Below are 25,580 nucleotides of genomic sequence, written 5' to 3'. Positions count from 1 at the left end.
TCCGCGCGTGCGCATCGTGCACATCGGTCTCGGCGCCTTTCACCGGGCCCATCAGGCCTGGTACACGGCACTGGCGGATCCGCGGGGGGAGTGGGGCATCGCCGCCTTCACCGGACGCACCCGGACGGCGGCAGACCACCTCACCGCCCAGGACGGCCTGTACACATTGGTCACCCGCGGCCCGCTGGGCGATGAGTTCGACGTGGTGACCTCCATCGCCGAAGCTCATGACGGGGCGGACGTGGAGGCCCTGAGCGGTCTGATCTCTCGGGCCGAGACTGCGCTGATCACGCTGACCATCACCGAGGCCGGATATCACCTCACCCCTGGGCCGGAGGGCCTCCAGCTCGACACTGCCGATGAGGTCGTCGCTGCGGACGTCGCGGCGCTGCGCACCCACCGGACCGGAGGCGCCTTCACCCTCGGAGACGCCGGTCTGACCGGAGACGGCGTCCGCAGCGCGCGCCCGCGCATCGTGGTGGGGCTGGCGGCGCGTCGCGCCGCCGGCTCAGGTCCGCTGGCCGTGGTCTCCTGCGACAACCTGCCCGGCAACGGGGCAGCGGCACGGGCGGCCGTCCTGGGGACGGCGCGGCTGGTCGACGAGGACCTCGCCGCATGGATCGCAGAGCAGATCTCGTTCGTCGACTCCTCCATCGACCGCATCACGCCGCGGACCGCTGAGGAGGATCGCGCCGCCGTCGCGGCCGCCACGGGTCGGACGGACCAGACTCCAGTGGTCACCGAGCCCTTCACCTCCTGGGTGCTCAGCGGCCGGTTCCCCGCCGGTCGACCGTGCTGGGAAGATGCCGGGGCCGTGTTCGTCGAGGACGTGGAACCCTTCGAGCGCCGCAAACTGTGGATGCTCAACGGTGCTCACTCGCTAATGGCCTACGCGGGACAGCTGCGTGGTCACTCCACCGTCTCCGAGGCTCTGGGCGACTCTGCCGTCTCCGACTGGGTCGAGGAGCTCTGGGACGCCGCCGGAGCCCATCTCCAGGACCCTGCGCTGGGCATCCCCGAGTACCGGGCCGCGTTGCGCGCCCGGTTCGAGAACCCCAGGATCGCACACCATCTGGCTCAGATCGGAGCCGACGGATCGCTCAAGCTGGCAGCCCGAGCGGTGCCGATCCTCCAGGCCGAACGGAGGGCCGGACGTCCCGGCACCGCTGCGCTGCGAGCCATCGCGGCCTGGATGGACCAGATCTGCGCACAGTTTGAGACAGGCCGGGAGCTCCACGACTCGGCTGCTGAGCGCCTCCGCGCCGTCATCGCTGAGGCCGACGACGCTGAGGCCGTCGACGACGCGCAGACTTCTGCCCTGCTCGCCGTCATCGACCCTGTGCTGGCTGAGGAGACCGAGGTCGTCACCGCGGTCCAGGGACTGCGCGGCACCTTCACCGACTGAAGTCACCCCCGGCGGAGCGCAGCTCCGCCCCACTGAGAGGACATCGTATGAAGATCACGAAGGCCGAAGTCTTCGTCACCAGTCCGTCCCGCAACTTCGTCACGCTCCGTGTGGAGACCGACGAAGGTCTGGTCGGGATCGGCGACGCCACGCTGAACGGCCGAGAGCTCGCAGTGGCCGCGTATCTGCGCGAGCACGTGACCCAGCTCCTGATCGGCCGGGACCCGCACCGGATCGAGGACACCTGGCAGTTCCTGTACCGGTCCTCCTACTGGCGCCGTGGACCGGTCACGATGGCGGCGATCGCGGCTGTCGACATGGCCCTGTGGGACATCAAGGGGAAGGCGGCCGGCATGCCCGTCTACCAGCTGCTCGGCGGCGCCTCACGGACAGGGCTGCGCGCCTACGGCCATGCCTCAGGGACCGACATCCCCGAGCTGTTCGACTCGGTCCGGGAGCACCTGGAGCTGGGCTATCGGTCCATCCGCATCCAGACCGCAGTGCCGGGGCTCAAGGCCGTCTACGGCGTGGCCGCCCAGGTGCAGAGCTCCGGGGAGCGTTACGACTACGAACCCGCCGGACGCGGCGCCTTCCCGCAGGAGGAGGACTGGGACACCCGGGCCTACCTGCGCCACCTGCCCACAGTGTTCGAAGCTGTCCGCAACGAGTTCGGCCCTGAGCTTCCGCTGCTCCATGACGGACACCACCGGATGACCCCCATCCAGGCGGCCAAGCTCGGCAAGGCATTGGAGCCCTACGATCTGTTCTGGCTGGAGGACTGCACTCCTGCGGAGAACCAGGACGCCCTGCGCCTGGTCCGTCAGCACACCACCACCCCGCTGGCCATCGGTGAGATCTTCAACACCGTCTGGGACTTCCAGGCACTGATCAGCGAGCAGCTCATCGACTACGTGCGGGCCGCCTCCACGCACTTCGGCGGCATCTCGCCGTTGAAGAAGGTGATGGACTACGCGGCGCAGTATCAGATCAAGTCCGGCTTCCACGGGCCCACCGACATCTCACCCATCGGATTCGCCGCCCAGCTGCACGTCGGGCTCGCCATCCACAACTACGGGCTGCAGGAGTACATGCCGCACTCCCCGGCGACCAACGAGGTCTTCGAGCAGTCCATGACCTTCACCGACGGCTATCTGCACCCGGGGCAGGCCCCGGGGCTCGGCGTCGAGTTCAACGTCGAGGCTGCGGAGAAGCACCCATACCAGCAGGCGTACCTGCCGTACAACCGTCTGGCTGACGGGACGGTCCACGACTGGTGAGCGCGAGCATCCCGCAGACTCCCGCGCGGCCGCCTCAGGGAGACTCCTCGCGCGTCTCCAGCGGTGGGCCGCACCGTGTGGTGGTCATGGGGGTCTCTGGCTGCGGCAAGACCACGGTGGGGGAGCTGCTCGCCGCGCAGCTCGACGGCAGGTTCCTCGACGGCGACGTCCTGCATCCCGAATCCAACATCGCGAAGATGCGTTCGGGGGTTCCCCTGGAGGACGCAGACCGCGAACCCTGGCTTCGACAGATCGGAGAGCTGCTGGCCGACGCCGCCGACGACGGCGGAGCCTGGTGATCGGCTGTTCGGCGTTGAAGCACAGCTACCGGGAGATCATCCGTGAGGCGTCGCCGGAGGTGACGTTCCTGCACCTGCATGGGAGCCGGGAGCTGCTCGCCCAGCGTCTGGAGGCGAGGCCTGGACACTTCATGCCGGCGAGCCTGCTGGACTCCCAGCTCGCCACGCTGGAGATGCTCCAGCCCGACGAATCAGGACGGATGGTCGACATCTCGACTCCGGTGGCCGCTGTGGTGGACCAGGCCCGGAGCTGGCTGACGGGCTCTGCCGCCTGAATCGTCCCTCAGGCCGACGGCGGGCGGCCCGATGCCGGCCCGCTGGAGGAGCGCTCTACGAGTTTCGTGGGCAGCAGAACGGGTTCCTCCGAGGAGATCGCCCCGTTGATGATCGCGATCAGGTTCTTCACCGCCATCTCTCCCTGGTGCTGCAAGGGGGACGCCACTGACGTCAGGGCCGGGGTGGTGAGCAGCCCGATGCGGCTGTTGTCGAAACCGATGACGCTGACATCGGTCGGCACGTCCAGACCTGTCGCCTGCAGGCGGCGGATGAAACCCACCGCCATGATGTCGTTGTAGCAGATCACGCCTGTGGTGGGAGCCTCCGCCCATGCTCTCGCGGCCTGTTCGCCTCCGGCCACAGTGGGGACGCCGGGCCCGATGCGGCGAGTGCGGATGTCCAGGTCGATCCCGGCCTCCTGGGCTCCCCGCCAGCGCATGCCGTCCGTCCATGACGCTTCAGGGCCGGCCACGTAGGCCAACGAGTCGTGCCCGTGGGCGCCGAGGTGCTCAGCGGCCCTGCGCGTCCCGCGCGCGCTGTCAGTGAGCACGCTGGGCAGGCCCCGCACCTGGCGGTTCAAGGTGATCAGCGGGCGCTGCTTGGCGATTGCGTGTATCCCGGCATCCGAGAGCCGTGGGCTGGTCAGCACCAGACCGTCGACAGCGGGCAGGAACTGCTCGGCGGCGCGGCGCTCTCTCTCGTCCGACTCCTGGGCGTCGAACAGGATCACGGTGTATCCCGCCTCCTCGGCAGCCGCCTCGGCGCCGCGGATGACGTCGTGGAACACCGGATTGGCGATGTCTGCGACCACAATGGCCAGCAAACGTGTCGGCAGGGCGGTCAGCCCGGGGGAGGGCGGGCGTCTGCCGTAGCCCAGCGCTTCGGCGGCGCGACGAACCTTGTCCGCCGTCTGGGTGCTCACGCGACCGGGCCGAGCCAGCGCCCGGGAGACCGTCGAGGGGGCGACCCCTGCACGTTCGGCGACGTCATAGATGGTCGGAGGCCTCACCCGCTTCGCATCATCCGCCATGTGCGTGAGAGTACTCAGAGCACCGGACGGCGGCAACTCAAGGAAGACCCTCAAGGTGCCGCCGTCGAGCTCGTGGCGAGTCGCCGCGGGATCTACCTGCCCTCTTCGTAGGTGAGGCCGTGGCCGAACTCGAACAGGGCGCCGTCCTCGGTGTCGGCATATCCAGGGGCGTCGCTGTTCTGATCGATGACCGCCTGACGGGTGGAGGGCAGGGCGAAAGGCAGCCTGCCCTGCGGCGCATGCTCACCGGAGAGCACATCCATCAGGGCCGTGTCGCTCATGCCGAACCCGGCGACGATCGCACCGGCATCGAGCAGGCCGCTGTCCTCGTCCAGGACGTAGGGCTGGCGGAAGTAGACGTGCAGAACGACCTTGCTGGGGTCGTCCACCTCGTCCATGACCTCCTGGATCGTCTCCAGGGACGGGACGACCTCCCAGGACTCGGCCTCTTCCATCCCGGTGAAGTCCAGGATGGAGGACTCCCACGGATATGAGCCTCCGAAGATCAGGCCGTCATCGGTGCAGTCTTCGGCGCGATAGGCCACGCACGCGTCCGCGGCTCCGTAGGGGCTCCACCCGTCGAGGCCCTCCAGGCCGTCGATGGTGATCGGGTTGGTGTGTTCCAGATCGAGGCCGAACTCCTCATCGTCGCTGACATACTCGTCAGAGACATTGCGTGCCGTTATGGAGATCAGCACGTGGTCGCTCCCTTCGGCGCTGGGGCGTTCCTGGTCCTCGTCGACGTTGCCGTCGACGACGTCGAAGCCGTACTCGGCGACCGTCTCCTCGGTGAAGTCACCCAGGATGTAGACCTCCGAATCGGTCTCCAGGGGCAGGGTGGGCTCGCCGTCGACGTCCTCGTTCTGCAGCAGAGTCAGCGACTGCCGCTGCAGGTCCAGGCCGAGCTCCCGGTTCTCCTGGGCGCCGATGGTGGCTGTGGCAGCCTCGGGGTCAGCGTAGGGGTTCTCGAAGAGCCCCATCTGGAACATCGGTGTCAGCAGCCGCTCTGCCGCCTCGTCCACCCGCTCCTCGGTGACGAGGCCGTCATCGACGAGATCAAGGATGACGTCGACCTCGTTGAACCCGGAGAGGGTGTCCGTCCCGGCGTTGATCGAGGCCGCGACCCGCTCAGGCACGGAGGCCTCCTCCAGTCCCCAGGCCCGGTCGTTGATGATGCCGGTGTCGGAGTTGACGTACCCGCCGAAGTCGAGGTTCTCGCGCAGCAGCCCGTCGATGATCTCATCGGAGAAGGCGAAGCCGGTCTCGTCGTACTGCTGTTCGTCATGGGTCACATCCATCGGGATGCCGTAGTACGGCATGATGGAGGAGACTCCTGCATCGATGGCGGCCTCGAAGGGCAGCAGGTGCTCCCCGAAGGCGTCGGTGGGGTAGACCTGTGATTTCCCGAAGGCGTAATGCGGGTCCAGCCCCAGCTCCTGAGGCCCGCCGCCCGGGAAGTGCTTCAGCGTCAGTGCCACTGCTGTGTCGGGGGACAGGGAGACGCCGTCCTGGTCGACAGGGCCCTGCAGGGTGCCGACCAGGGTCTCCATGATGTCTGCGGCCAGCGCCGCATCCTCCGTGAACGTCTCATGAGTCCGGTACCAGCGCGGCTCGGTGGCGAGGTCGGCCATGTAGCCGTACATTCCACGCAGTCCGATGGATTCCCACTCCTGACCCATGACCTGCGCGAAGTCCTCCACCACACTCATGTCGCCGGTGGTCGGCGCTTCCCCAGTGGCCTCCGCCTCAGCTCCGAGTGCCGCCGCGGCGATGCCCGCCTCCTTGGGGAACGCGCTGAAGGCTCCCGCCGATTCGTTGATCCCGGCACGGGCGTCCGGGTCGATGTGGTTGCGCGCATTGGACTTGAACAGCGCCGGGATGCCCAATCGGGTGGCTTCGCTCAGCTCCTGCACGGCGTTCGTGAACTCCGCCGCCTCCGCCGGGGTCACGCTGGTGCTCGCCCGGAAGCCGCCGTCGGGATCCCCGCATTCGGCGTCGTCCTCATGGGTGACCTCGTTGCGGAAGACGAATCGGTGCATGTGCTCGGTGTCGATGTAGTCCTCGGCATGCTCCGGCACCGCGCCGCGCTCCTCGTCCAGGCACTCTGCATTGAGCGTGTCGATGAGCATCAGGCCGGCCTTCTCCTCCAGGGTCATCCGGCCCACCAGATCCGTGACGCGCTCCGAGGTGGGCAGGCGCCAGTCCTCATAGGGATCCAGTTCACCGTTGTCGTTCAGGTCGCGGAAGCTCTCTCCGTCGACCTCGATGATCTCGGCGACCCGGGAGTCGAGCTCCGGCGGCTCTTCGGATGCGCTCTCTGTGGGAGTGGCGCAGGACGTGGCGACCAGGGTCAGGCCGAGCGGGACAGGGAGAAGACCACGACGCAGGGTGCGTCGCCGTGGCGGGTGAGACGTCGTCATTGAGTGATCCTCCATTCGGTGTGGAGTGATCAGGATCACGGCGTGCGACGCCGACCGGCAACAAGTTGCCATGAGTTGCCGCTCCCCAGGCTGCAGTGCGGAGCGAGGGGTTCAGCGCCGGGGCCAGGGATGTGTCCTGGGCCACGTAGTCTGGCAACTCGTGGCAACAACTTCCCTGCCTTTCTGCGGTCTGACGACAATGCAGGTCTGAGGCTGTTCCTGTTCTGAGCGGCCGGATCACCCCACGGCGGCGACGAGGACGTCGTGGACGCACCGATGAAGGATGGACTGATTTCGATGAACAGCACCAGAACCCCGATCATCATCTCCAGCGTGGCCACAGTGACCCTGCTGCTGAGCGCCTGCGGCGGTGAGGCGGCAGATGGTGCCGACGCCGGCCAGACGCTGCGGCTGGCGCTGAACCAGTCTGAGGATCACCCGTCGTACATCGCGCTGGAGAACTTCAACGACCATCTCGCAGAGAACACGGAGGGGTGGGAGATCGACGTCTACCCCAATGAGACGCTCGGCGCGCAGGCCGAGGCTCTGCAGCTGGTCAGCGATGGAAGCGTGGACATGGCCATCGTCTCCGGCGCCCAGCTGGAGAACCTCAACGACGACTTCATGGTGTTCAACCTGCCGCGGGTCTTCGACGACGTCGACCATCAGATGGACGTCATCCACGACCCGGAGATCACCGGCGACCTCTATGCCTCGCTCGAGGACTCCCACAGCTTCACCGTGCTCGGAGGCTTCACTCAGGGGGCCCGAAGCGTCTACACCACGGACGGGCCGATCGAGACTCCGGAGGACCTCAGCGGACAGAACCTGCGCATCCAGGAGTCCCCGATCAACATCGCCATGGCTGAGGCGCTGGGCGGGTCCGCGACGCCGATGGCCTATGGAGAGCTGTACACCGGGCTGCAGTCCGGTGTGGTGGACGCTGCCGAGAACAACGAAGTCTCCTACTACACGCAAGGACACTACGAGGTGGCGCCCTACTGGTCCTACACGAACCACTTGGTGGGTCTGGACTACCTGATCATCAACTCCGACGTCCTGGACTCGATGAGCGAGGAGGACCGTGCGACCTTCGACGAGGGCTGGGCCGCCGCCCACCAGGAGCACACCGAGCTCTGGGCCGAGGCCACCGAGGAGGCCATCGCAGGAGCCGAGGCTGGCGGCGCCGAGTTCTCAGAGGTCGATGACGAGGCCTTCGACGACGAGCTCACGGCGATGGTCGAGGAGTTCATCACCACCGACTCCCAGCAGGAGCTCCATGACGCCGCACGGGATGCGGCTGAGTGATCCTGCTGTGCTGCCCGTGCCGGTGATGGTCGGAGGTGTGACGTGGACATTCTGAAGAAGTCCTTGGACAGAGGCCTCTACTGGATCACCGTGGTGCTCTTCGCGCTGCTGGTCCTGGTGGTGGTGTGGCAGGTCTTCAGCCGGCAGGTCGCCGGGAGTCCGGCCACCTGGACTGAAGAGGGGGCTCGGCTGACGTTCGTGTGGTTGGGGCTCTTCGCCTCGGCGTTCGTCTTCGGGGAGCGTGGCCACATCGCCGTGGAGTTCCTGGCGCGGAAGCTCCCCAGCGGAGCCGAGCGACTGCTCTCCGTGCTGGTCCAGGTGGTGGTGCTCACCTTCTCTCTCGTCGTGCTGATCTGGGGAGGATGGCGGGCGTCGCAGAACGCCTGGAACCAGGAGCTGAGTGCGTTGCCGTTCACCGTGGGGCAGATGTATCTGGCGCTCCCGGTGACCGGGGTGCTGATCACCTTCTACGCGCTGTACTACATCCAGGCGCTGGTGCGTGAGGCTGAACCTCCGTATCCCGACACCAGCGACGAGGACGACCCGCAGGTCCAGGTGACGAAGTACACCGACCGCAGCACGATCCTGCCCAGTACGGATGACCCACGGAAGGGGAAGTGATGGAGCCTGCGACGCTGACCGGACTCATCCTGCTGGTCGGGATCATCATCGGCATGGCCTTCTCCGTGCCGATCGCGGTGGTCATCGGCGCCGTCTCGTTCCTCGCCGCCATCCCGCTGCTCGGGCTGCAGGAGGCCGCGCTGATCAGCGCTCAGCAGATGTTCACCGGGATCAACTCCTTCCCGCTGTTGGCCATCCCCCTGTTCGTGCTGGCCGGGGTGCTCATGAACAACGGCGGGATCGCCGGGCGACTGGTCGATGCTGCCAAGGTGGTCACCGGTCGGATGCCGGCCTCCATGGCGCAGACCAATGTCGTGGCCAACGGCCTCTTCGGCTCCGTCTCCGGCGCGGCGGTCGCCTCGGCGGCGGCGGTCGGGACGGTGATGAACCCGAGGATGACCCAGGAGGGCTACGACCGCCGCTTCAGCGCCTCAGTGAACATCGCCTCGGCCCCGGCAGGGATGCTGCTGCCGCCGTCGAACACGTTCATCGTCTATGCGCTGGTCTCCGGGACCTCCATCGCAGCACTCTTCATGGCCGGCGTGGTCCCGGGAATCCTCTGGGTGCTGGCCTGCATGGTGGTGGTGCTCGTCTACGCCCTGCGCCAGCCCGGGCGACTGCGCACCCCGGAGCGGGTGAGCTTCGTGCAGGCACTGAGGGTGCTGTGGAGGGCATTCCCCTCGCTGCTGATGATCGTGATCGTGGTCGGCGGCATCATCGCCGGATACTTCACCGCCACGGAGTCCGCGGCGATCGCTGTGGTCTACTGCTTGGTGCTCTCCGCCTTCTACCGAACCATCCGAGTGCAGGATCTGCCGCAGATCCTCGTCGACGCAGGCCGCACGACGGCCATCGTGATGCTGCTGGTGGGCGTCTCCACAGTGCTGTCCTTCGTGCTGTCCTTCGCGAGGATCCCCCCGTTGATCTCGGACCTGGTCCTCGGTCTGACCGAGAGCGAGATCGTGGTGCTGCTGCTGATGATGGCGGTGCTCATCGCGATCGGGACATTCATGGATCCCACTCCGGCGATCCTGATCTTCGTGCCGATCTTCCTGCCCATCGCCCTAGAGTTCGGCATCGACCCGGTGCACTTCGGAACTATGGTCGTGATGAACCTGTCGCTCGGTGTGATCACGCCCCCGATCGGCAACGTGCTATTCGTCGGGGCGCGGGTGGCGCGGCTCCGCATCGAGCCGGTGATCGGGAAGCTCTGGCCGTTCCTCCTGGCGATCCTGGTGGCGCTGCTGCTGGTGGTGTTCGTCCCTGAGCTCTCACTGACGGTGCCGCGGCTGAGCGGTCTCATGGACTGACGCGCCTCGGACGGCGGACGGTGTCGCTGGTCTCCCCGGGCAGAATCTCACGTCGCGCGCCGGGGTGCTTGAGGCCGAGGCGGATGCTGCCGGCAGCGCTGGTGCTGCTGCCGGTGTGGAGACTCCAGCGGTCTAGGATCTGCTGCCCGAGTGCCTCAGGGGCCCCGGCCGAGAGGCGCTGGTGGACGGTCAGGACCTCACTCTACGGACCCCCAACGGCCTGGCCGGGCATCTGCAGCAGGAGGGGTGCGGGGTGTTCCTCATGGACTGCCGGGGTCATGGGCGCGATCTCGGGAGCCCCACGGATGAGGGGCGTCTCAACGAGGCATCGCGGAGCCTGGGGGCACGCGAGGAGCAGGGCTTCCCGCCCGGGCGGCCCTGCTCCTCAGGGGCGAGTCTCCCGTGACGGATGCCGTGGCTGAGCCCTCCATCGCGGAGGCCGTCAACCTCAGATGATCAGCGGAAGGCGGCCTCCCCCGTGAGACGCTGACCGATGATCAGCGTGTGGACCTCGTCGGTGCCTCATAGGTGCGGACCGACTCCAGGTTGTTGGCGTGCCGCAGCGGGGAGTGCTCGGCGGTGATGCCGTTGCCGCCCAGGATGGTGCGGGCCTCTCGGCAGATCTCGATGGCGGTCCGGCAGTTGTTCAGCTTGCCCACGGAGATCATGTGGTTCTCCAGGGTGCCGGCGTCCTTCGCCCGGCCCAGCTGCAGGGCCAGCAGCTGGCCCTTGGTGAGTTCCAGGGCCATGTCGGTGAGCTTCTTCTGGGTCAGCTGGTAGCCGGAGAGCGGGCGGCCGAACTGCTGGCGCTCCGCCGCGTAGTCCAGGGCGGCTTCCAAGGCGTCTCGGGCCGCGCCCATGGCACCCCAAGCGATGCCGTAGCGGGCCTCCGAGAGGCAGGAGAAGGGGCCACGCAGGCCCGGGTGCTTCGGCAGGATCGCATCGGCTGGCAGCCGGACGCCGTCCAGGACGATGTCGCACTGCAGGGAGGCGCGCATGGAGAGCTTCCGTTCGATGGCCTCGGCCCGGAACCCGAGGGTGTCGGTCGGCACGATGAAGCCGCGCACCACCTCGCCCGCGTCGTCGGGGCGGGTACGGTGCTCGCCATCGACGGCGGCCTCGGACTCCCCGGCCGCGACCTTGGCCCAGATGATCGCCACATCCGCGATCGTGGCCAGGCCGATCCAGCGCTTCGCCCCGTCGAGCACCCATTCGTCACCCTCACGGCGGGCCCGGGTGGACATGCCGCCCGGGTCTGAGCCGGCGGTCGGCTCGGTCAGTCCGAAGCATCCGATGGTGTCCCCGGCGGCCATGCCGGGCAGCCACTGCTGCTTCTGCGCCTCGGAGCCGTGCTTGTGGATGGCCGACATCGCCAGCGAGCCCTGCACCGAGACCACCGTGCGGATCCCCGAGTCCCCGGCCTCCAGCTCCTGCATGGCCAGCCCGTACTCAGTGGCGCTGCGGCCCGCGCAGCCGTAGCCGCTCAGGTGCATGCCGAACAGCCCCAGCTCCGCCATCTCCCCGAACAGCTCCGTGGGCAGGACCGCCTCGTCGTACCACCGGGCGATGTGCGGACGGATCCTCCGGTCCACGAACTCCGCAACCCGGTCCCGGGTGGCGATCTCCTCGGCGGAGAGCTGGGCCTCGATGCCCATCAGGTCGGTGCGGTGGAGGGCGGGGGTGGTGGTCATCAAGACTCCTTCGTCATGAGGTGAGTGATCGGGGGTGCGTGGATCTGGGCGGCGGGTCACGCGGGGTCGACGACCCGCTCCGCCAGCATGCTCCGGGCTGCAGGTCGAATGATCTTCCCTGCGGCCGTCCGTGGCAGCGAGTCGACCAGGTGTGTCTGTCGGGGGCGTTTGTACGGAGCGAGCTCCTGACGCGCATGCTGATCGATGCCCTCCAGCAGCCGGGCCCGTTCGGGCGCGGTCATCTCCGCCGTCGGGCGACATGGCACCACCAGCGCGGCAATCTCCTGTCCGAGCCTCTCATGGGGTTGCCCCAGGACCACGGCCTCCACAACGTCCGGATGGGACGTCAGCACGTGTTCCACCTCGGCCGGATAGACGTTGAGGCCCCCGCGGATGATCATGTTCGACCGCCGATCGACCAGGTGGACGTAGCCTTCTGGGTCGATCCAGGCGAGATCCCCGGTGCGGAGCCAGTCGCCGTCGAATGCCGCGGAGGTGGCGTCGGGATCTCCGGCGTATCCGGCGAAGACCGTGGGACCGCAGATCTGGAGCTCACCCACATGCTCCGGTCCAGGAGGGAGCGGAGTTCCGTCATCGGACACGACACGCATCTGCGTGCCCCAGGACGGTGTGCCGACTGAACCGGGGCGTCGTCGTGCTCTGCTCGAGTTCACGCATACCGACGACGTCGTCTCGGAGGACCCATAGCCCTCCAGCAGGGTCGCACTGGGAATCAAGTTCTCGAAGTCCTCCAGCACGCCGGGAGGCAGTGCCGAGCCGCCGGAAGTGACGTGACGCAGGCTGGAGAGATCACGTTCTCCGACGCCTTGTCGGATCATGTCCAGGAACATGGTGGGCACCCCGGAGAAGCGGGTTACCCGGTGCTCCTCGATGAGATCCAGGGCCTCGGCCGCCTCGAAGCGGGGCTGGAGCACCAGCGTCATCCCCCAGGTCATGGCGGCGTTCATCAGTCCGGACATGCCGAAGACGTGGTGGAGGGGCAGGGAGGCCAGGACCACGTCGTCGGCCGTGGGTTGGGAACGAGAGAGCAGGGCGGTGCAGCTCATCCAGAGGTTCCAGTGGGTCAGCTGCGCGGCCTTCGCGGCTCCGGTGGTCCCGGAGGTGAAGATGACGGCGGCGACGTCCTCAGGTGATCGTGCCGTCAATGACTCGGCGCCGTCGTCAGCGCTGTGCTCGACGAGGCCCGAGAGACTCAGCACGGTGAGGTCATCGCTGCCCTCTGGCCGGCTGCCGTCCAGGGTGACGAGCGCCCGGGCGCCGCACGTACCCAGTGCGTGTCGCACCTCCCGGGCTGACGAGTACGGGGCCATCGGAGCGACGGTGAGACCGGCTCTCAGTACGGCGTAGTAGGAGACGACGAACTCGGGCGACGTCGGCAGGCTCAGTGCGACGGTGTCGCCCGGCATGAGCCCGGCATTCCGGAGACCTCCTGCGGCGCGACTGATGTGGTCCTCCAGCTCGGCGAACGTCCACGACTCTTCGGCGGAGACCACTGCCAGCCGATGGGGACGCGTCTGGGCGGTGTGTGAGACGGCCATCGCCAGATTGAACATGAGGACTCCTTACTCCGCGTCACGGGTGAGAGTTGTGGCCTTCGCATCCGCGTGACGAGCAACACGTAACCAGGGTCGGCCCCGTTTGGCAACGCGGTGACCAGGCTCCGGGCGAGGGTGCGACGCCCGTGAGGTCCCCGCGCACCACGTGGTGGCCCGGACTCTCCTGATCTGGTGCGGGACTCGGCAGGCGTTGCGTCTGTCGCTCGTGATTCATGCGAAAAGAGGAATAAAGCCCCCGTGGAGTGTTGCGGATCACACTCTGCGGGTATGAATGGAGGTACTGCTCCGACCGCGAGGCGACGTCCTCGTTCCGTCCGCAGACGATTCTCAGGTACGCCGGCCCGACAGGCTCGATGCGGCCTGAGGAGTCGGCCGGACGTCTCGCATCGCGCTCCCCACCTGGAGGTCACATGTCCCCGAGGTTGACTCGTCGCACGTTCCTGGCAGCCGCGTCCGGGACCGGGCTGGCCGCGCTGGCCGGCCTCACCGGATGCAGCCCGGCCCCTGCCCAGGCCTCCGGCCTGCCCCGGCAGCTGGTCTGGTCCACCTACGGCGTCGGCACCGGGACGTACAACGATCTCGCCGCCGTCGCCAACACTCTCACGGGGCGCATGGGGGTCCAGGTCCGCCTCATGACCTCAGATACGGGGATCGGGCGACTGGCCCCCATGATCAACGGAACGGCCCACTACGCCCGCGCCGGAGACGAGTACTACTACGGCTTCGAAGGCGACGACGAGTTCGCCTCCGAGCAGTGGGGACCGCAGCCCATCCGGCAGGTCTGGGCTCCTCCCGGCAACTACGGCGTCCTGGTGCTGGCGGACAGCGGAATCGAGACCGTCGCCGACCTCGAAGGCAAGCGGTACCCGCGCCTGGTGGCCAGCACCTCGATGAATCGCAAGCTCGAGGCGATCCTCAACTACGGTGGCCTCACCGGCGAGGACGTGGTCCCGGTGGACCTGACCTACGGAGAGCAGATCGACGCACTGCGCACCGGCCACCTCGACGCGCTCTATCAGAACGTGGTCGGCTCGAACATCGAGGAGCTGGCCTCTCAGCATGAGGTCCGTTGGCTCGACCTCGGCGGCGATGACCCGACTCGCTATGAGACCTGGGAGGAGCTGGCACCCATGGTCCGGCCCGGTGAGTTCACCGGTGCCGGGATGGACGACGGCGAGACCGCCGTCAACATGGAGTACTCCATCCCGCTGACCACTGTGGCCGAACGGCCCGCGGACGAGGTCTCCGAGTTGGTGCTCGGGATCGACGAGCACTTCGAGCATTTCCGGGATGCCACACCGGACGCGCAGAACTTCGGGCCCGACAAGGTCCTTCTGGAGCCGATGGTGGTCCCCTTCCACTCCGGGTCCGTCGAGTACTTCCGCTCCATCGGACGGTGGACGGAAGGGCACGAGGCCCGTCAGCAGGCCCTGCTGGATCGTGAGGGACTCCTGGCCGAGGCCTGGCCGGGATTCTGGGAGCGCCATGGCGACGACGACGGCGTCGCCCGCCGCTGGAAGGACTGGAAGCGGGAGAATCTGCCGAGCCTGCCCTCCATCGATTCCACCGACGACGGAGCTGACGCATGACCTCCATCAGTCCTGAGCGCCGCAGCGCAGCGACGACCCGGCGGGAGCAACCTGAGGCCCCCGGGATGCCCGCGATGTCCGAGGGGGAGGAGTCCACGGAGACGCGCCGCGTCCTCGACGCCGTCCGGAGGAACCCTCGTCTGACCCTCCCGTGGACCGTGGTCGTCACCGGGCTCACCCTGGCCGGGATCCTGCTGACCATGAATCAGGTGTTCTTCTGGAACATCGGAGGCCTGGCCGTGCTGACCAACGCCTTCCTCTATCTGCTGATCGCCTGCTTCATCCCGATCGTGTTCATCATGTGGCCGGCCCGCGGTGCACGGTCCGCCCCGACCGCGGGCGAGGACGCCGCCCCGGGCGTCCCCTGGTACGACGTGCTGGTGCTGGCGGTCTTCCTCGCGTGCTGCCTGTGGTTCGCCTACCACGGCGTGGACATCCAGGAGTATGGCTGGGAGTTCGTCGCGCCGACCACTGCCACGGTGCTCAGCTTCGTCCTGTGGGGCATCGTCTTGGAGGCCCTTCGACGGGCCGCGGGATGGATCGTGGCGGTGCTGGCCCTGGCCTTCTCGCTGTATCCGATGGTCGCCGACGTCATACCGATGGGTCTGCTGCAGGGGATCTCCTACGACCTTCCGACGATCGCGCAGATCCACGTGATGGGGGCGGAGAGCATTCTGGGCCTGCCGCTGCAGACGGCAGGGTCCATCCTGGTCGGTTTCCTGCTCTTCGGCGTCGTCCTCCAGCACACCGGCGGCGCAGGGTTCTTCCATGGCCTGTCCATGGCGTTGTTCGGCCGATACCGCGGGGGCTCGGCGAAGGTCACGGTGGCGAGCTCTGCCGCCATGGGCATGATGAGCGGCTCGGCCGTCTCCAACGTGCTCACCACCGGCCCCATGACCATCCCTGCCATGAAACGCAGCGGTTTCAGCGCCCGCATGGCCGGAGGGATCGAGGCCACGGCCTCATCGGGCGGCTCCATCACGCCGCCGATCATGGGCACGGCCGCCTTCCTCATGGTCTCCTTCGTCGGGGTTCCCTACACCGAGGTCCTCATCGCGGCCACCATCCCCGCGGTGCTCTACTTCCTGGGCATCTTCCTGCAGATCGACGGCTATGCCGCGCAGCAGGGTCTTACCGGCACGCCGCGGGAACGGCTTCCTCGGCTGGGCGCCTCGCTGCTGGCGGGATGGCCCTACCTGGGGGCGCTCGCCCTGCTGACCGTCCTGCTGTTCACCTCAGGGTCAGAGTCCCAGGTCCCGTTCTGGGTCGTGGGCGTGCTCCTGGCCATCGCTGTGGTCACCCCGGGGCTGCGCTTCGGTCCGCAGGAATGGCTCGCGATGGTGCTCGACGTCGGCCGGACCCTCGGGCAGATCATCGCGATCATCGCCGGGGTGGGGCTGTTCCTGGGTGGACTCTCCGCCACCGGAGTGGCGCTGTCGCTGTCCCGCGACCTCGTCGCCGTCGTCGGGGACAACCTGCTGCTGATCCTCATCGCCAGCGCCCTGGTGTGCTTCATCCTCGGCATGGGGCTGACGATCTCCGCGGCCTACGTCTTCCTCGCCATCGTCATGGTCCCCGCCGTCACCGCGCTGGGAGTGGATCCGATCGCGGCGCACCTGTTCGTCATCTACTGGGCCTCGGTCTCCTACATCACTCCGCCGGTCGGACTGGCCGCGTTCGCCGCCGCAGGGATCGCCCGATCCAGCCCGATGGCGACCTGCATCTCCGCGATGAAGCTCGGTGCCGTGAAGTACGTCGTGCCCTTCGGGTTCGTGCTCAATCCGGCTCTCGTGGCCCAGGCAGGGTTCGGCGATGTCGCGCTGGCGCTGCTGGCCGGCCTCGTGGCGGTCTACGCCCTTGCCTGCGCGATCGGGGGCTGGCTGGTCGGCGTCGAAGCGCATGTGAGCGTGCCGCTGCGGGTGCTGCTCGGAGCCGGCGGGTTCCTTCTCTTCCTCAGCGGGAGCATCTGGGCGTTGGTCGGCCTGGCCGTCGTCGCGGGAGTGGTGGGCGTGGCCTGGGCGGGACGCGGCCGTCAGGAGGACGACACACCCCAGGATGCGGCCGCCGAGGCCGCCGCGGAAGGAGCACGATGACACTGCAACCGACCACCGAGACCGACCCGACACGTGAAGGGGCACAATCGACGATGACCACATATGCACACGAATCCACCCGCAGGGTCGGGAGCCTGATCCTGGACGTCGACGACGGCATCGGGACGATCACTGTGGACCGTCCGGAGGTCCGCAACGCCCTGGACAGCCGTGTCCTGCAGCAGCTGGCCGATGCGGTGGAGGAGCTCCGGTGGGACGACGCCGTGCGGGTCATCGTGTTCACCGGGGCAGGGGAGAAGGCCTTCGTCGCCGGTGCCGACATCAACGAGCTCGCCCGGCGCACGCCTGAGGACGGGCTGCGTGCCACCATGCAGCGGTTCTACACCGCCGTAGAGGCCGTGGAGAAGCCCACGATCGCCGCCGTCAACGGCTATGCCTTCGGGGGCGGGCTCGAGCTGGCGCTGGCCTGCGACATCCGGATCGCCTCCACGGCCGCTCGTTTCGCCCTGCCGGAGACGGGGTTGGGCATCATCCCCGCCGCCGGCGGCACCCAGCGTCTTGCCCGGCTGATCGGTGCCGGGCGGGCCACCGAGATGATCCTGACCGGGCGCCGTCTCGACGCCGATGAGGCGCTGCAGGCGGGGCTGGTTACTGCCGTCGTGGAACCGGACGGCCTGCTCGAGGAGGCGCGACGGACCGCAGCCCAGATCATGGCCCGGGGGCCGCTCGCCGTCCAGCTCGCCACCACGATCATCCGTCACGGTCTGAACGCCGACGCCGCGACCGGCATGCTCCTTGAACGACTGGCCCAGTCGGTGCTCTACAGCACCGGAGAGCGAGCAGAGGGCACCGGCGCCTTTCTGGAGAAGCGGACGCCCGACTACAGCGCGCACCAGGTGGTGCAGCCGTCCCGACCCACTGACTCCGGAAGCCCCGCCGCATCCGATCGCGCCCCTGAAGGAGGCCAGGAATGAGCACTCACGCCCACGAGCCCTCGACGCCTCAGGGGGAGTCAGCGATCTCCACGGCCACCGTGGTGGGCGCTGGCACCATGGGCTCACAGATCGCGGCCGTGTCCGCGCTCGCCGGCTTCCGCACCCACCTGGTGGACATCAGCCAGGAGCAGCTCGACTCCGCGGGCGACCAGCTGCGCTCCCGACTGGACAGGGATGTGGAGAAGGGAAGGCAGACTCCGGAGGACGTGGCCGCAGCCTGGGGTCGCCTGAGCATGACCACCGACCGTGACGCGGTCGCGGCCGCCAGCGACATCGTCATCGAAGCCGCTGTGGAGGAGCTCGGTGTGAAACGCAGGATCTTCAGCGAGCTGGACGCCGTCTGCGGTCCTGACACCATCTTGGCCACCAACTCGTCCAACATCGTGTCGTCCCGCCTGGCGGACGCGGTGCGGCATCCGGAGCGGGTGTGCAACCTGCACTTCTTCAATCCGGCCCTGGTCATGGAGTGCGTGGAGCTGGTGCCGCACCCCGGCACCTCGGAAGCCACGCTCGAACGCGCGGCGGACTTCACCCGCGCCCTCGGCAAGACCCTGGTCACGCTGCGGAAGGAGATCCCCGGGTTCGTGGCCAATCGGCTGCTCCACGCCATCCGCCAGGAGGCGCTGAGCCTCCTGGACCAGGGCGTGGCCGACTTCCAGGACATCGACGCCGCCGCTCGGACGGCCCTGCGCCACCCCATGGGGCCCTTCGAGCTGATGGATCTGGTGGGAATCGACGTCGTGCACATGATCCGGAACGCCGAGTATGAGCAGACCGGCGACCCCGCGAGCCTGCCACACCCGGCCATCACGGAGCTGGTGGAGGCCGGACGGTACGGCAGGAAGAGCGGACAGGCTGGTACACCTACGAGTGACGGTCCGTCGTCGGGAGACGCCCCCGCGCCTCAGGTGTGTCCGTCCTGCCCCTCCTGCCCGTCCCGTGGGTCGGGGAACATGGTCTGGGCGATGTCGATGACCGCGTGCAGCGCCGGATTGTCGTCGGCCCGCCGCCAGATCATCCTCACCTCCAACGGGCGGTCCTCCGAGGTGATCGAGGAGAACACGACGCCGTCTGACGAGACGTTGTCCCGCACGGAGTCCAGACTGAGGCCGCATCCCATCTGGGCGCCGACGAGGACCACCTGCGTCCATGAGTCGGGTGCGGTCTGCACGACTCGGGGGACGAACCCGGCCGCCATCGCCAGCGAGTTCAGGCGGTTCTGCAGCGCGGCGCCGACACCACCGGGAAGGGTGATCCAGGGCTCCTCGGCGAGGTCCCGCATGTCGACCGTGGCCCGCGAGGCCAGCGGGTGGGCCGCCGGCAGGACCACCATCACCTCCTCCAGGGCGATGACTGCCGAGTCGACCTCGGCCGGCAGGAAGTCCCAGCGCCCGATGACCAGGTCCAGGGAGCCGTCCAGCACGCGCTCGAGACCCAGATGGGAGAACTGCGAGCTGTAGAGCTCCAGCATGAGCCCGGGGCGTGCCGCACGGACCTGGCGGGCGAGCTCGCCGACCTTGCGATTGATCGAGGCCCCCGCGAACCCGACGCGGACCCGGCCCGTCTCCCCGGTGAGAGCGTTGCGCACGGCCTGTTCCGCCTCCTCTGACGCTTCGACGAGCCTCCGGGCGGGTTCGAGTAGGGCGCGGCCGGCGGCGGTGAGGGCGACGTGACGGGTGCTGCGTTCGAAGAGGTCCGCTCCCAGGGAACGCTCGAGCTGCTTGATGAGGCGGCTCAGCGGGGGCTGGGCCATGCGCAGCCGGGAGGCCGCCCGTCCGAAGTGCAGCTCCTCGGCCACCGTGAGGAAGGCCTGAGCCTGGTGGACCTCCATGCGCCTCCATTGTTCGTGCTGCCCGTCCGATTATTGCCGCGCAGGTATCAGAGTTCAGAGGAATTTGTCTTGGACAAAGCCTAATCTGCGTGGTTGTGTGGTGCAAAGCACAGCGTTCACAGGAATCGGGGGAAGTGATGACACTGTCAGCCGAAGACGTCGCCGCCGGGGAGTACGGATCTCAGGACCAGGACCCGGCGTGCTGGCCGACGTCGCAGGCCACGCCCACGGGTCCACTGGCCGGCGTCGTCATCGCCGACTTCTCCCGGGTGCTGGCCGGGCCGTACTGCACCATGCTCCTGGCGGACATGGGGGCGACCGTGATCAAAGTGGAAGGCCCCGGCGGAGACGACACCCGCCAGTGGATCCCCCCGCACCGTGACGGTGTGAGCACCTACTACCTCGCGGTCAACCGCAACAAGCACTCCGTGATGCTGGATCTGAAGGATCCTGAGGATCTGCGCACCGCTCACGAGCTGCTCGATGCGGCCGACGTCTTCGTGGAGAACTTCAAGCCCGGAGGCCTCGCGAAGTTCGGCCTCGACGTCGAGTCGGTGGCGCGGCGTTGGCCCGAGATCGTCCATGTGAGCATCACCGGCTTCGGCACCAAGGGCGGGGCCACGATGCCCGGCTACGACCTGCTCGCTCAGGGCGTCTCCGGGTTCATGTCCGTGACCGGGGAGGCCGACGGTTCGCCGCAGCGTGCAGGAGTGGCGATGTTCGACGTCATCACCGGCCTCCACGCGGCAGTCGGCATCCTCGGCGCCCTGCGGGAGCGGGAGGCCTCCGGCAAAGGTCAGCATCTGGCCCTGGACCTGCTCTCCTCAGCGCTGTCCGGCCTGGTGAACCAGACCACCGGCTACGTCGCCTGCGGAAACGTGCCCCGGAGACTCGGCAACGACCACCCCAGCCTCTATCCGTACGGACCTTTCCCTGCGAAGGATCGAGACCTCATCATCTGCGTGGGCAACGACCGGCAGTTCACCCGACTGGTCACCCGCCTCGGGCTGCCGGAACTTGCTGACGACCCCCGCTTCTCCTCCATGGAGGCCCGGAACGGGCATCGGGACGAGCTCCGCCCTCTGCTCCTCGACGCGCTCGCCGGAGCCACGGCTCAGGAATGGTTCGACGCCCTGCAGGCTGAAGGCGTGCCATGCTCGCCCATCCTCGGGATCGACGAAGGGGTGGAGTTCGCCGCCTCTCTGGGCCTGGAGCCCGTGGCCGAGAGCGGCGACGGTGAGACGAGCGTGCCGACCGTCAGGCATCCTGTCACCTACAGCCGGACGCCCGCCAGCTATCCCAAGCAGCCCCCGGCCCTGGGGGAGGACCAGGACGCCGTGCTGACCTGGCTCGCCGAGCGGCGAGAGAAGAGCGGAGACTCCTCCGGCGGCGGCGCCTCGGCTGAGGGCGTGCGGTGACAGGCGTCGCACCGTTCACCTGCGCCATGCCGCTGCGATGGTCGGATCAGGACCTCAACGCGCATGTGAACAACGCCAAGGTCATCACGCTGTTCGAAGAGGCGCGCATCCAGGCCTCCTCCCAGTGGTTCCGGGGCATTCCGGAGAGGCCGCGCCTGGTGCGCTCCCTTTCCGTCGACTATGTCCACCCGCTGCACTACGGGGAAGAGACGACGGCGCGCGTGTGGATATCCCGGATCGGCACGACGTCGTTCAGCGTCCACCACGAGCTGCACCAGAAGGGGCGGGCCTGCGTCACCGGCCGTTCCGTGATGGTCTGCGTAGATCCAGAGGTCGGACGCCCGGAGCCCCTGAGCCCGGACCTCCGGGCCGCGCTCGAGGCGGCGCTGATCCCCGAGGACACTGCCGAAAGAGCAGGGCAGCTCTGATCCGGCCCGTCCTCGCTCTTCCCCGAGTCGACCGGTTCCGACCACTCCCTGCTGTCCATCCCGTACGTTCTGAGAAGGAGATGCCTTCGATGGCTGAGACCCTGAGTGCCGCTCCGGCGGCAGACACCTCTGTAGGCCAGGAGCCGACAGTTCTGGACTTCTTCGAGCTCGACGCGGATCTCAGCCAGGACGAGCGGGACCTGCGTGACCGGGTCCGGGAGTTCGGACTGCGAGAGATCGCCCCGGTGATCGATGACCACTGGGAGCGGGCAGAGTTCCCCACCTCTGTGCTGCCCGGATTGGCGGAGCTCGGCATCGTGGGCGGCTTCATCCCGGGGCACGGATGTCCGGGGCTCTCCCGGCGAGCTGCGGGGATCGTGGCGCGGGAGATGGGGCGCATCGACGGGTCCGTGAACACCTTCTTCGGGGTGCACTCGTCGCTGTGCATGGGCAGCATCTACATGCTGGGCAATGACGAACAGCACCACCGGTGGCTGCCCGCCATGGCTCGATTGGAGAAGACCGGGGCCTTCGCTCTGACCGAGCCGGCCCACGGCTCGGACTCAGTCTCGCTGGAGACGCGGGCGCGCCGAGAAGGTGACACCTGGGTGCTCGATGGGCACAAACGCTGGATCGGCAACGGACATGCCGCCGACGTCGTCGTGGTCTATGCCCGGGATGAGGCTGACGGCCAGGTCAAGGCGTTCGTGGTGGAGAGGCAGGACGACGGCGCCTGGCCTGCGGGTTATCGGCCTGAGGTCATCACCGGGAAGATCGGCAAGCGTGCCATCAACCAGGCGGACATCGTGATCGAGGCCCTCAGGGTCCCCTCGGAGAACCGTCTGGAGCACTGCGAGAGCTTCGCGGGTGTCAACCGAGTGCTGGCCGCGACGCGCGGCGGGGCGTCCTGGGAGGCGCTGGGCCACGGGATGGCCGCCTTTGACATCGCCGTCCGCTACTCCCTGGAGCGGGAGCAGTTCGGCGGGCCCATCGGCGGATACCAGCTGGTCCAGGAGAAGCTGGCCACGATGCTCTCCGACCTGGTCTCCATGCAGCTGATGTGCCTGCGAATGGCCGACCTCGCGGAGGCGGGGAGGCTGACCGGCCCTCGGGCCTCACTGGTGAAGATGACCACGTCGCGGAAGGCGCTGGAGATGTGCCGCACCGCACGGGACATCCTCGCCGGGAACGGCCTTCTGCTGGAGAACGAGATCGCGCGTCATCTCACCGACATGGAAGTGGTCTCCACGTATGAGGGGACCGACTCCATGCAGGCGCTCATCGTCGGTCGAGAGATCACGGGTCTCTCCGCCTTCACCCGTTCGCGTCGCTGATCGCAGTCGGCTCAGGGCTCCAAGCGCTTGACCAGCAGCTCCTCAGTCTCGGTGGCGGTGCCGGGGGCGCCGCCGTCGTCCACGGATGAGAACGTGGTGGTGGTGCGCACGCCGGTGGGCCGGTACCCCAGCCGCTCGTAGAGCCGCCGGCCGCCCGCGTTGTCCGCGCTCACGCGCAGCTGGAGGCTCAGCGCCTCCTCATCGTCGGCAGGCTCACCATCGTCCGCCGACTCACCCTGTGCGGCCCGCGCCAGCACCGCCTGCTCAGCCGCGTTCATCAGCGCGGTGCCGATGCCTTGCCCTCGCCAAGTCTCGACGACGTGGACGTTTCTCACCTCGGCAGGCCAGGTCCAGCACAGCTCCAGTGACCCGCTCAGCTCCTCCCCGCAGAAGGCCACCAGGCCCGTGCCGATGCCGCTGGTCTGCTGGCGCAGCAGATACGGGCCCATGCTCGCGGCGTCCGGCCGGGCGGCGAGGAAGGCGGGGAGGTCGGTCGCGCGGATCTCACGGACGGTCGGTCCTTCCAGAGGGGCTGGTGCGACCACCTGGAAGGCCCTCACCCCACCACGCGCGCCGGCGCCGACGGTTCCACATGCAGGAACCGCGGAGCGGTGAACCCCTGCTCCTGGCACACTCGGGCCGCAGCCCCGATGACCGCATCCTCGCGGTCGCGGGGCACCAGCGCGAGCACGGAACCGCCGAAGCCGCCGCCGATCAGCCGCGCGCCCAGCGCCCCGACCTCGGACACCGTCCCCACCAGGGCGTCCGCCGCCGGGAAGGAGACTTCGGCGTCGTCCCGCATCGAGGCATGCCCGGCGGTGAGGATGCGACCCACCTCGGCGGCCGCGTCGTGGGCTCCAGTTCCTCGTCAGTGAGGATCCGGTCCAGCTGCTCAGATCGCAGCATCTCCGTCAACGCATGCCGCAGGCGACGCCGGCATGCCGCCGTGCTGCGCCCCTCGAGCGCCTCTGCTTCGCTGGCCAGCTCATGGCCGCCGGTCAGCTCATCGAACCGTGCCAGCGCGACGTCGACGTCGCCAGTCTCCGGGTGCTCGGGCAGCAGATCCCGCAGCCGGTCCACACCGAGCAGGCGCATCGCCGCCTCCGAGTCGGCGCGACGATCGTCGAACTGCCCGTCACCCAGCCAGTGGGCCTGCCGGGTGTCGATCGCCAAGAAGGCGTGCTCGGCCAGCAGTCCGTCCATCGGCAGGCGCTCCACCGTGAAGTCCCGGCAGTCCAGGGACACCACATGACCGGCACGCCCCCTCAGGCTCACCGTCTGGTCCAGCCCGCCGGTGCCTGCACCGACCACCTCCACCTCGGCGCGCATGCAGGCCGCAGCCAGCCGGGCCCTCAGCTCGTCGTCCAGGGCCGCGTCCAGCGCGGTTCCACGGTTTGCCGCTCCCAGCGGGGTGGCCAGAGCGACGAACGCCAGCATCGCCGAGCACTCCAGCGCGGCCGAGGAGGACAGCCCGCCGCCGATGGGCAGGGTCGAGCAGATCAGCAGGTCCGCGCCGAAGTCCTCCGGCACCGCCAGCTCCGGGGCCTCCTCGCCCACCCGAGCCAGCGCCCACAGGGTGCCGGCCACGTACCAGGTCCATCCTGAGATCTGCCCGGGCACGATGGTGTGCACATCGGTGATCGTGGCCGGCTCGCCGGCCTCCGCGCCGTCGTCGCTCATCACCGCGCCGACGGCGGCCAGGCTGAGGGTCTGCACGCCGTCGTCGAGCTCCGGGTCCAGGGTGCGCAGCCGCAGCAGGCCGTCCTGCCGCGGGGCGGCGGCCACGTAGGTGCCATGCGCCAGAGCCATCGGCAGGCACCGGCCACCATGGAAGTCCACGTGTTCACCGTTGAGGTTCGCCCGCCCGGGGGCGAACCAGACGCCGTCCGGATCCCGGCCGAACTCCTCGGCGAACCGGGTGCGGAGCCCTGCGCTGATGCGGTGCGGCTCCCCGGGGGAGAGGCGGGCGGCGTCGTCGGAATGCATGGTTCCCTATTCTGCCTGGCGGACGGCCCGGACACGGCATCGGTGACACGAGCCAGGCTCACCGGCGACGTCCCGCCCCCGGGTGGAGGAGTGGTTGAACAGCGCACAGCTCTGAGCGAATACCGGCACGAACCCCTGGTCAAGGCCGGACAGATGTGTTGTTCTGATGCAGGACTGATCGTCGACCGAGAGGAGATCACCATGGAGACCCTGTACACGGCGGAGGCCATCGCGACCGGGGGAGGCCGCAACGGCCACACCCGTACCGACGACGGCCGCGTCGACCTCGACCTGGCCGCCCCGAAGGCCATGGGCGGATCCGGCGAGGGCGCCAACCCGGAGCAGCTCTTCGCCGCCGGCTACGCGGCCTGCTTCCACGGCGCGCTGCAGCTGGTCGCCAGCCAGGAGAACGCCGAGCTGGGCGACTCCTCCGTGGGGGCCAAGGTCGGCATCGGCAAGCTGCCCGAGGGCGGCTTCGGTCTGGAGGTCACCCTCGAGGTGGTCGTGCCGGACTTGCCCCAGGATGAGGCGCAGAAGCTGGCCGACAAGGCCCACGAGGTGTGCCCCTACTCCAACGCCACCCGCGGCAACATCGAGGTCAAGGTCGTCGTGACCGACGACTGATCGATCCGCGAGGAGAAGCGCCCGCGCTTCCGCCGCACGTGCCACGGCCCGTCTCCCTGATCAGGGAGACGGGCCGTTGTCGTCTCAGCGGCAGGCCATCGGCGCCT

21 protein-coding genes and 2 pseudogenes are annotated in these 25,580 nt (G+C 68.3%); 15 read left to right on the top strand and 8 right to left on the bottom strand.

The features are described 5' to 3' along the window. Positions 1-7 precede the first annotated feature (7 nt). From BCY76_RS04855 to BCY76_RS20265, 4 genes are read left to right on the top strand one after another with little or no spacing between them, the layout of a single operon-like run. Positions 8-1,405, top strand: a complete 1,398-nt coding sequence (locus BCY76_RS04855; protein WP_237089966.1) for a mannitol dehydrogenase family protein — start codon at positions 8-10, stop codon at positions 1,403-1,405. Between the two features lie 47 nt (positions 1,406-1,452). Then, on the top strand, positions 1,453-2,682 hold the full coding sequence (gene manD, locus BCY76_RS04850) for a D-mannonate dehydratase ManD (RefSeq protein WP_070161305.1): 1,230 nt from the start codon (positions 1,453-1,455) through the stop codon (positions 2,680-2,682). Next, a complete protein-coding gene (locus tag BCY76_RS20270; RefSeq protein ID WP_336581963.1) occupies positions 2,679-2,981 on the top strand; it encodes a gluconokinase in 303 nt (100 codons plus the stop codon). The genes manD and BCY76_RS20270 overlap by 4 nt, the downstream gene beginning before the upstream one ends. Further along, entirely contained in the window at positions 2,978-3,256 is a 279-nt protein-coding gene (locus tag BCY76_RS20265; RefSeq protein ID WP_336581961.1) for a gluconokinase, read from the top strand. The genes BCY76_RS20270 and BCY76_RS20265 overlap by 4 nt, the downstream gene beginning before the upstream one ends. An 8-nt stretch (positions 3,257-3,264) precedes the next feature. Here the strand turns inward: BCY76_RS20265 and BCY76_RS04840 are convergent, their stop codons facing one another. Then, a complete protein-coding gene (locus BCY76_RS04840; RefSeq protein ID WP_070161303.1) occupies positions 3,265-4,287 on the bottom strand; it encodes a LacI family DNA-binding transcriptional regulator in 1,023 nt (340 codons plus the stop codon). 92 nt (positions 4,288-4,379) lie between these two features. Beyond that, positions 4,380-6,707 (bottom strand): glycoside hydrolase family 3 protein, encoded by a 2,328-nt coding sequence (locus BCY76_RS04835; protein WP_085437256.1) that lies wholly within the window; start codon positions 6,705-6,707, stop codon positions 4,380-4,382. 297 nt (positions 6,708-7,004) lie between these two features. On the opposite strand from BCY76_RS04835, the gene BCY76_RS04830 reads away from it, so the two are divergent. Genes BCY76_RS04830 through BCY76_RS04820 form a run of 3 tightly spaced genes read left to right on the top strand, consistent with a single transcriptional unit; the run spans position 7,005 to position 9,946 of the window. Continuing rightward, the gene (locus tag BCY76_RS04830; RefSeq protein WP_070161362.1) at positions 7,005-8,015 is read left to right on the top strand and encodes a TRAP transporter substrate-binding protein; all 1,011 of its coding nucleotides are present in this window, start codon (positions 7,005-7,007) and stop codon (positions 8,013-8,015) included. Between the two features lie 42 nt (positions 8,016-8,057). Then, a complete protein-coding gene (locus BCY76_RS04825; RefSeq protein WP_070161301.1) occupies positions 8,058-8,636 on the top strand; it encodes a TRAP transporter small permease in 579 nt (192 codons plus the stop codon). Next, positions 8,636-9,946 (top strand): TRAP transporter large permease, encoded by a 1,311-nt coding sequence (locus BCY76_RS04820; RefSeq protein ID WP_201791077.1) that lies wholly within the window; start codon positions 8,636-8,638, stop codon positions 9,944-9,946. Before BCY76_RS04825 ends, BCY76_RS04820 begins: the two co-directional genes overlap by 1 nt. 456 nt (positions 9,947-10,402) lie before the next feature. On the opposite strand, the pseudogene BCY76_RS04815 reads toward BCY76_RS04820, so the two are convergent. Both BCY76_RS04815 and BCY76_RS04810 read right to left on the bottom strand, forming a co-directional pair. Then, a pseudogene (locus tag BCY76_RS04815) lies at positions 10,403-11,637 on the bottom strand (acyl-CoA dehydrogenase family protein). 56 nt (positions 11,638-11,693) lie between these two features. Beyond that, positions 11,694-13,211: a class I adenylate-forming enzyme family protein gene (locus BCY76_RS04810; RefSeq protein WP_085437254.1), complete on the bottom strand. Its 1,518-nt coding sequence runs from the start codon at positions 13,209-13,211 to the stop codon at positions 11,694-11,696. A 413-nt stretch (positions 13,212-13,624) separates the two neighbouring features. Between BCY76_RS04810 and BCY76_RS04805 the strand changes: the two genes are divergently transcribed. From BCY76_RS04805 to BCY76_RS04790, 4 genes and pseudogenes are all read left to right on the top strand, one after another. Further along, the gene (locus BCY76_RS04805) at positions 13,625-14,803 is read left to right on the top strand and encodes a TAXI family TRAP transporter solute-binding subunit (RefSeq protein WP_070161295.1); all 1,179 of its coding nucleotides are present in this window, start codon (positions 13,625-13,627) and stop codon (positions 14,801-14,803) included. Next, positions 14,800-16,896, top strand: coding sequence for a TRAP transporter fused permease subunit (locus BCY76_RS04800; RefSeq protein WP_083277648.1), 2,097 nt, complete (start codon positions 14,800-14,802; stop codon positions 16,894-16,896). Before BCY76_RS04805 ends, BCY76_RS04800 begins: the two co-directional genes overlap by 4 nt. 53 nt (positions 16,897-16,949) lie before the next feature. Then, positions 16,950-17,831 (top strand): enoyl-CoA hydratase/isomerase family protein, encoded by an 882-nt coding sequence (locus tag BCY76_RS04795; protein WP_083277654.1) that lies wholly within the window; start codon positions 16,950-16,952, stop codon positions 17,829-17,831. Further along, a pseudogene (locus tag BCY76_RS04790) lies at positions 17,828-18,646 on the top strand (3-hydroxyacyl-CoA dehydrogenase family protein); the annotation flags it as partial. The gene BCY76_RS04795 and the pseudogene BCY76_RS04790, both read left to right, overlap by 4 nt. 110 nt (positions 18,647-18,756) lie before the next feature. Here BCY76_RS04790 and BCY76_RS04785 read toward each other — a convergent pair. Then, positions 18,757-19,683 carry a LysR family transcriptional regulator gene (locus BCY76_RS04785; protein ID WP_070161293.1) on the bottom strand — a complete coding sequence of 309 codons (927 nt, stop codon included), beginning with the start codon at positions 19,681-19,683 and terminating at the stop codon, positions 18,757-18,759. Positions 19,684-19,820: 137 nt separating this feature from the next. Between BCY76_RS04785 and BCY76_RS04780 the strand changes: the two genes are divergently transcribed. The 3 genes from BCY76_RS04780 (at position 19,821) to BCY76_RS04770 (ending at position 22,863) form a co-directional block, all read left to right on the top strand. Beyond that, on the top strand, positions 19,821-21,101 hold the full coding sequence (locus BCY76_RS04780) for a CaiB/BaiF CoA transferase family protein (RefSeq protein WP_083277646.1): 1,281 nt from the start codon (positions 19,821-19,823) through the stop codon (positions 21,099-21,101). 26 nt (positions 21,102-21,127) lie between these two features. Next, positions 21,128-21,529: an acyl-CoA thioesterase gene (locus BCY76_RS04775; RefSeq protein WP_070161356.1), complete on the top strand. Its 402-nt coding sequence runs from the start codon at positions 21,128-21,130 to the stop codon at positions 21,527-21,529. Positions 21,530-21,618: 89 nt separating this feature from the next. Continuing rightward, a complete protein-coding gene (locus BCY76_RS04770; RefSeq protein WP_070161292.1) occupies positions 21,619-22,863 on the top strand; it encodes an acyl-CoA dehydrogenase family protein in 1,245 nt (414 codons plus the stop codon). Positions 22,864-22,874: 11 nt separating this feature from the next. On the opposite strand, the gene BCY76_RS04765 is transcribed toward BCY76_RS04770, so the two are convergent. Genes BCY76_RS04765 through BCY76_RS04755 form a run of 3 tightly spaced genes read right to left on the bottom strand, consistent with a single transcriptional unit; the run spans position 22,875 to position 24,849 of the window. Beyond that, on the bottom strand, positions 22,875-23,423 hold the full coding sequence (locus BCY76_RS04765) for a GNAT family N-acetyltransferase (protein WP_070161290.1): 549 nt from the start codon (positions 23,421-23,423) through the stop codon (positions 22,875-22,877). Further along, positions 23,420-23,665 (bottom strand): hypothetical protein, encoded by a 246-nt coding sequence (locus BCY76_RS18910; protein ID WP_083277645.1) that lies wholly within the window; start codon positions 23,663-23,665, stop codon positions 23,420-23,422. The genes BCY76_RS04765 and BCY76_RS18910 overlap by 4 nt, the downstream gene beginning before the upstream one ends. After that, positions 23,578-24,849, bottom strand: a complete 1,272-nt coding sequence (locus BCY76_RS04755; protein ID WP_085437252.1) for a galactokinase — start codon at positions 24,847-24,849, stop codon at positions 23,578-23,580. The genes BCY76_RS18910 and BCY76_RS04755 overlap by 88 nt, the downstream gene beginning before the upstream one ends. Before the next feature lie 201 nt (positions 24,850-25,050). Between BCY76_RS04755 and BCY76_RS04750 the strand changes: the two genes are divergently transcribed. Continuing rightward, positions 25,051-25,473: an organic hydroperoxide resistance protein gene (locus BCY76_RS04750; RefSeq protein ID WP_070161354.1), complete on the top strand. Its 423-nt coding sequence runs from the start codon at positions 25,051-25,053 to the stop codon at positions 25,471-25,473. Positions 25,474-25,580: the final 107 nt, after the last annotated feature.

The organism is Nesterenkonia sp. PF2B19, assembly GCF_001758425.2.
GTDB lineage: Bacteria > Actinomycetota > Actinomycetes > Actinomycetales > Micrococcaceae > Nesterenkonia > Nesterenkonia aethiopica.
This window is presented reverse-complemented; position numbering and strand designations above follow the sequence as displayed.

Coding starts and splice junctions, on each gene's coding strand:
- BCY76_RS04835 (WP_085437256.1), bottom strand. CDS start 6,707: ATGACGACGTCTCACCCGCCACGGCGACGCACCCTGCGTCGTGGTCTT.
- BCY76_RS04800 (WP_083277648.1), top strand. CDS start 14,800: ATGACCTCCATCAGTCCTGAGCGCCGCAGCGCAGCGACGACCCGGCGG.
- BCY76_RS04805 (WP_070161295.1), top strand. CDS start 13,625: ATGTCCCCGAGGTTGACTCGTCGCACGTTCCTGGCAGCCGCGTCCGGG.
- BCY76_RS04755 (WP_085437252.1), bottom strand. CDS start 24,849: ATGCATTCCGACGACGCCGCCCGCCTCTCCCCCGGGGAGCCGCACCGC.
- BCY76_RS04840 (WP_070161303.1), bottom strand. CDS start 4,287: ATGGCGGATGATGCGAAGCGGGTGAGGCCTCCGACCATCTATGACGTC.
- BCY76_RS18910 (WP_083277645.1), bottom strand. CDS start 23,665: ATGCGGGACGACGCCGAAGTCTCCTTCCCGGCGGCGGACGCCCTGGTG.
- BCY76_RS04775 (WP_070161356.1), top strand. CDS start 21,128: ATGCCGCTGCGATGGTCGGATCAGGACCTCAACGCGCATGTGAACAAC.
- manD (WP_070161305.1), top strand. CDS start 1,453: ATGAAGATCACGAAGGCCGAAGTCTTCGTCACCAGTCCGTCCCGCAAC.
- BCY76_RS04810 (WP_085437254.1), bottom strand. CDS start 13,211: ATGTTCAATCTGGCGATGGCCGTCTCACACACCGCCCAGACGCGTCCC.
- BCY76_RS04750 (WP_070161354.1), top strand. CDS start 25,051: ATGGAGACCCTGTACACGGCGGAGGCCATCGCGACCGGGGGAGGCCGC.
- BCY76_RS04770 (WP_070161292.1), top strand. CDS start 21,619: ATGGCTGAGACCCTGAGTGCCGCTCCGGCGGCAGACACCTCTGTAGGC.
- BCY76_RS04820 (WP_201791077.1), top strand. CDS start 8,636: ATGGAGCCTGCGACGCTGACCGGACTCATCCTGCTGGTCGGGATCATC.
- BCY76_RS04785 (WP_070161293.1), bottom strand. CDS start 19,683: ATGGAGGTCCACCAGGCTCAGGCCTTCCTCACGGTGGCCGAGGAGCTG.
- BCY76_RS04780 (WP_083277646.1), top strand. CDS start 19,821: ATGACACTGTCAGCCGAAGACGTCGCCGCCGGGGAGTACGGATCTCAG.
- BCY76_RS04795 (WP_083277654.1), top strand. CDS start 16,950: ATGACCACATATGCACACGAATCCACCCGCAGGGTCGGGAGCCTGATC.
- BCY76_RS04830 (WP_070161362.1), top strand. CDS start 7,005: ATGAACAGCACCAGAACCCCGATCATCATCTCCAGCGTGGCCACAGTG.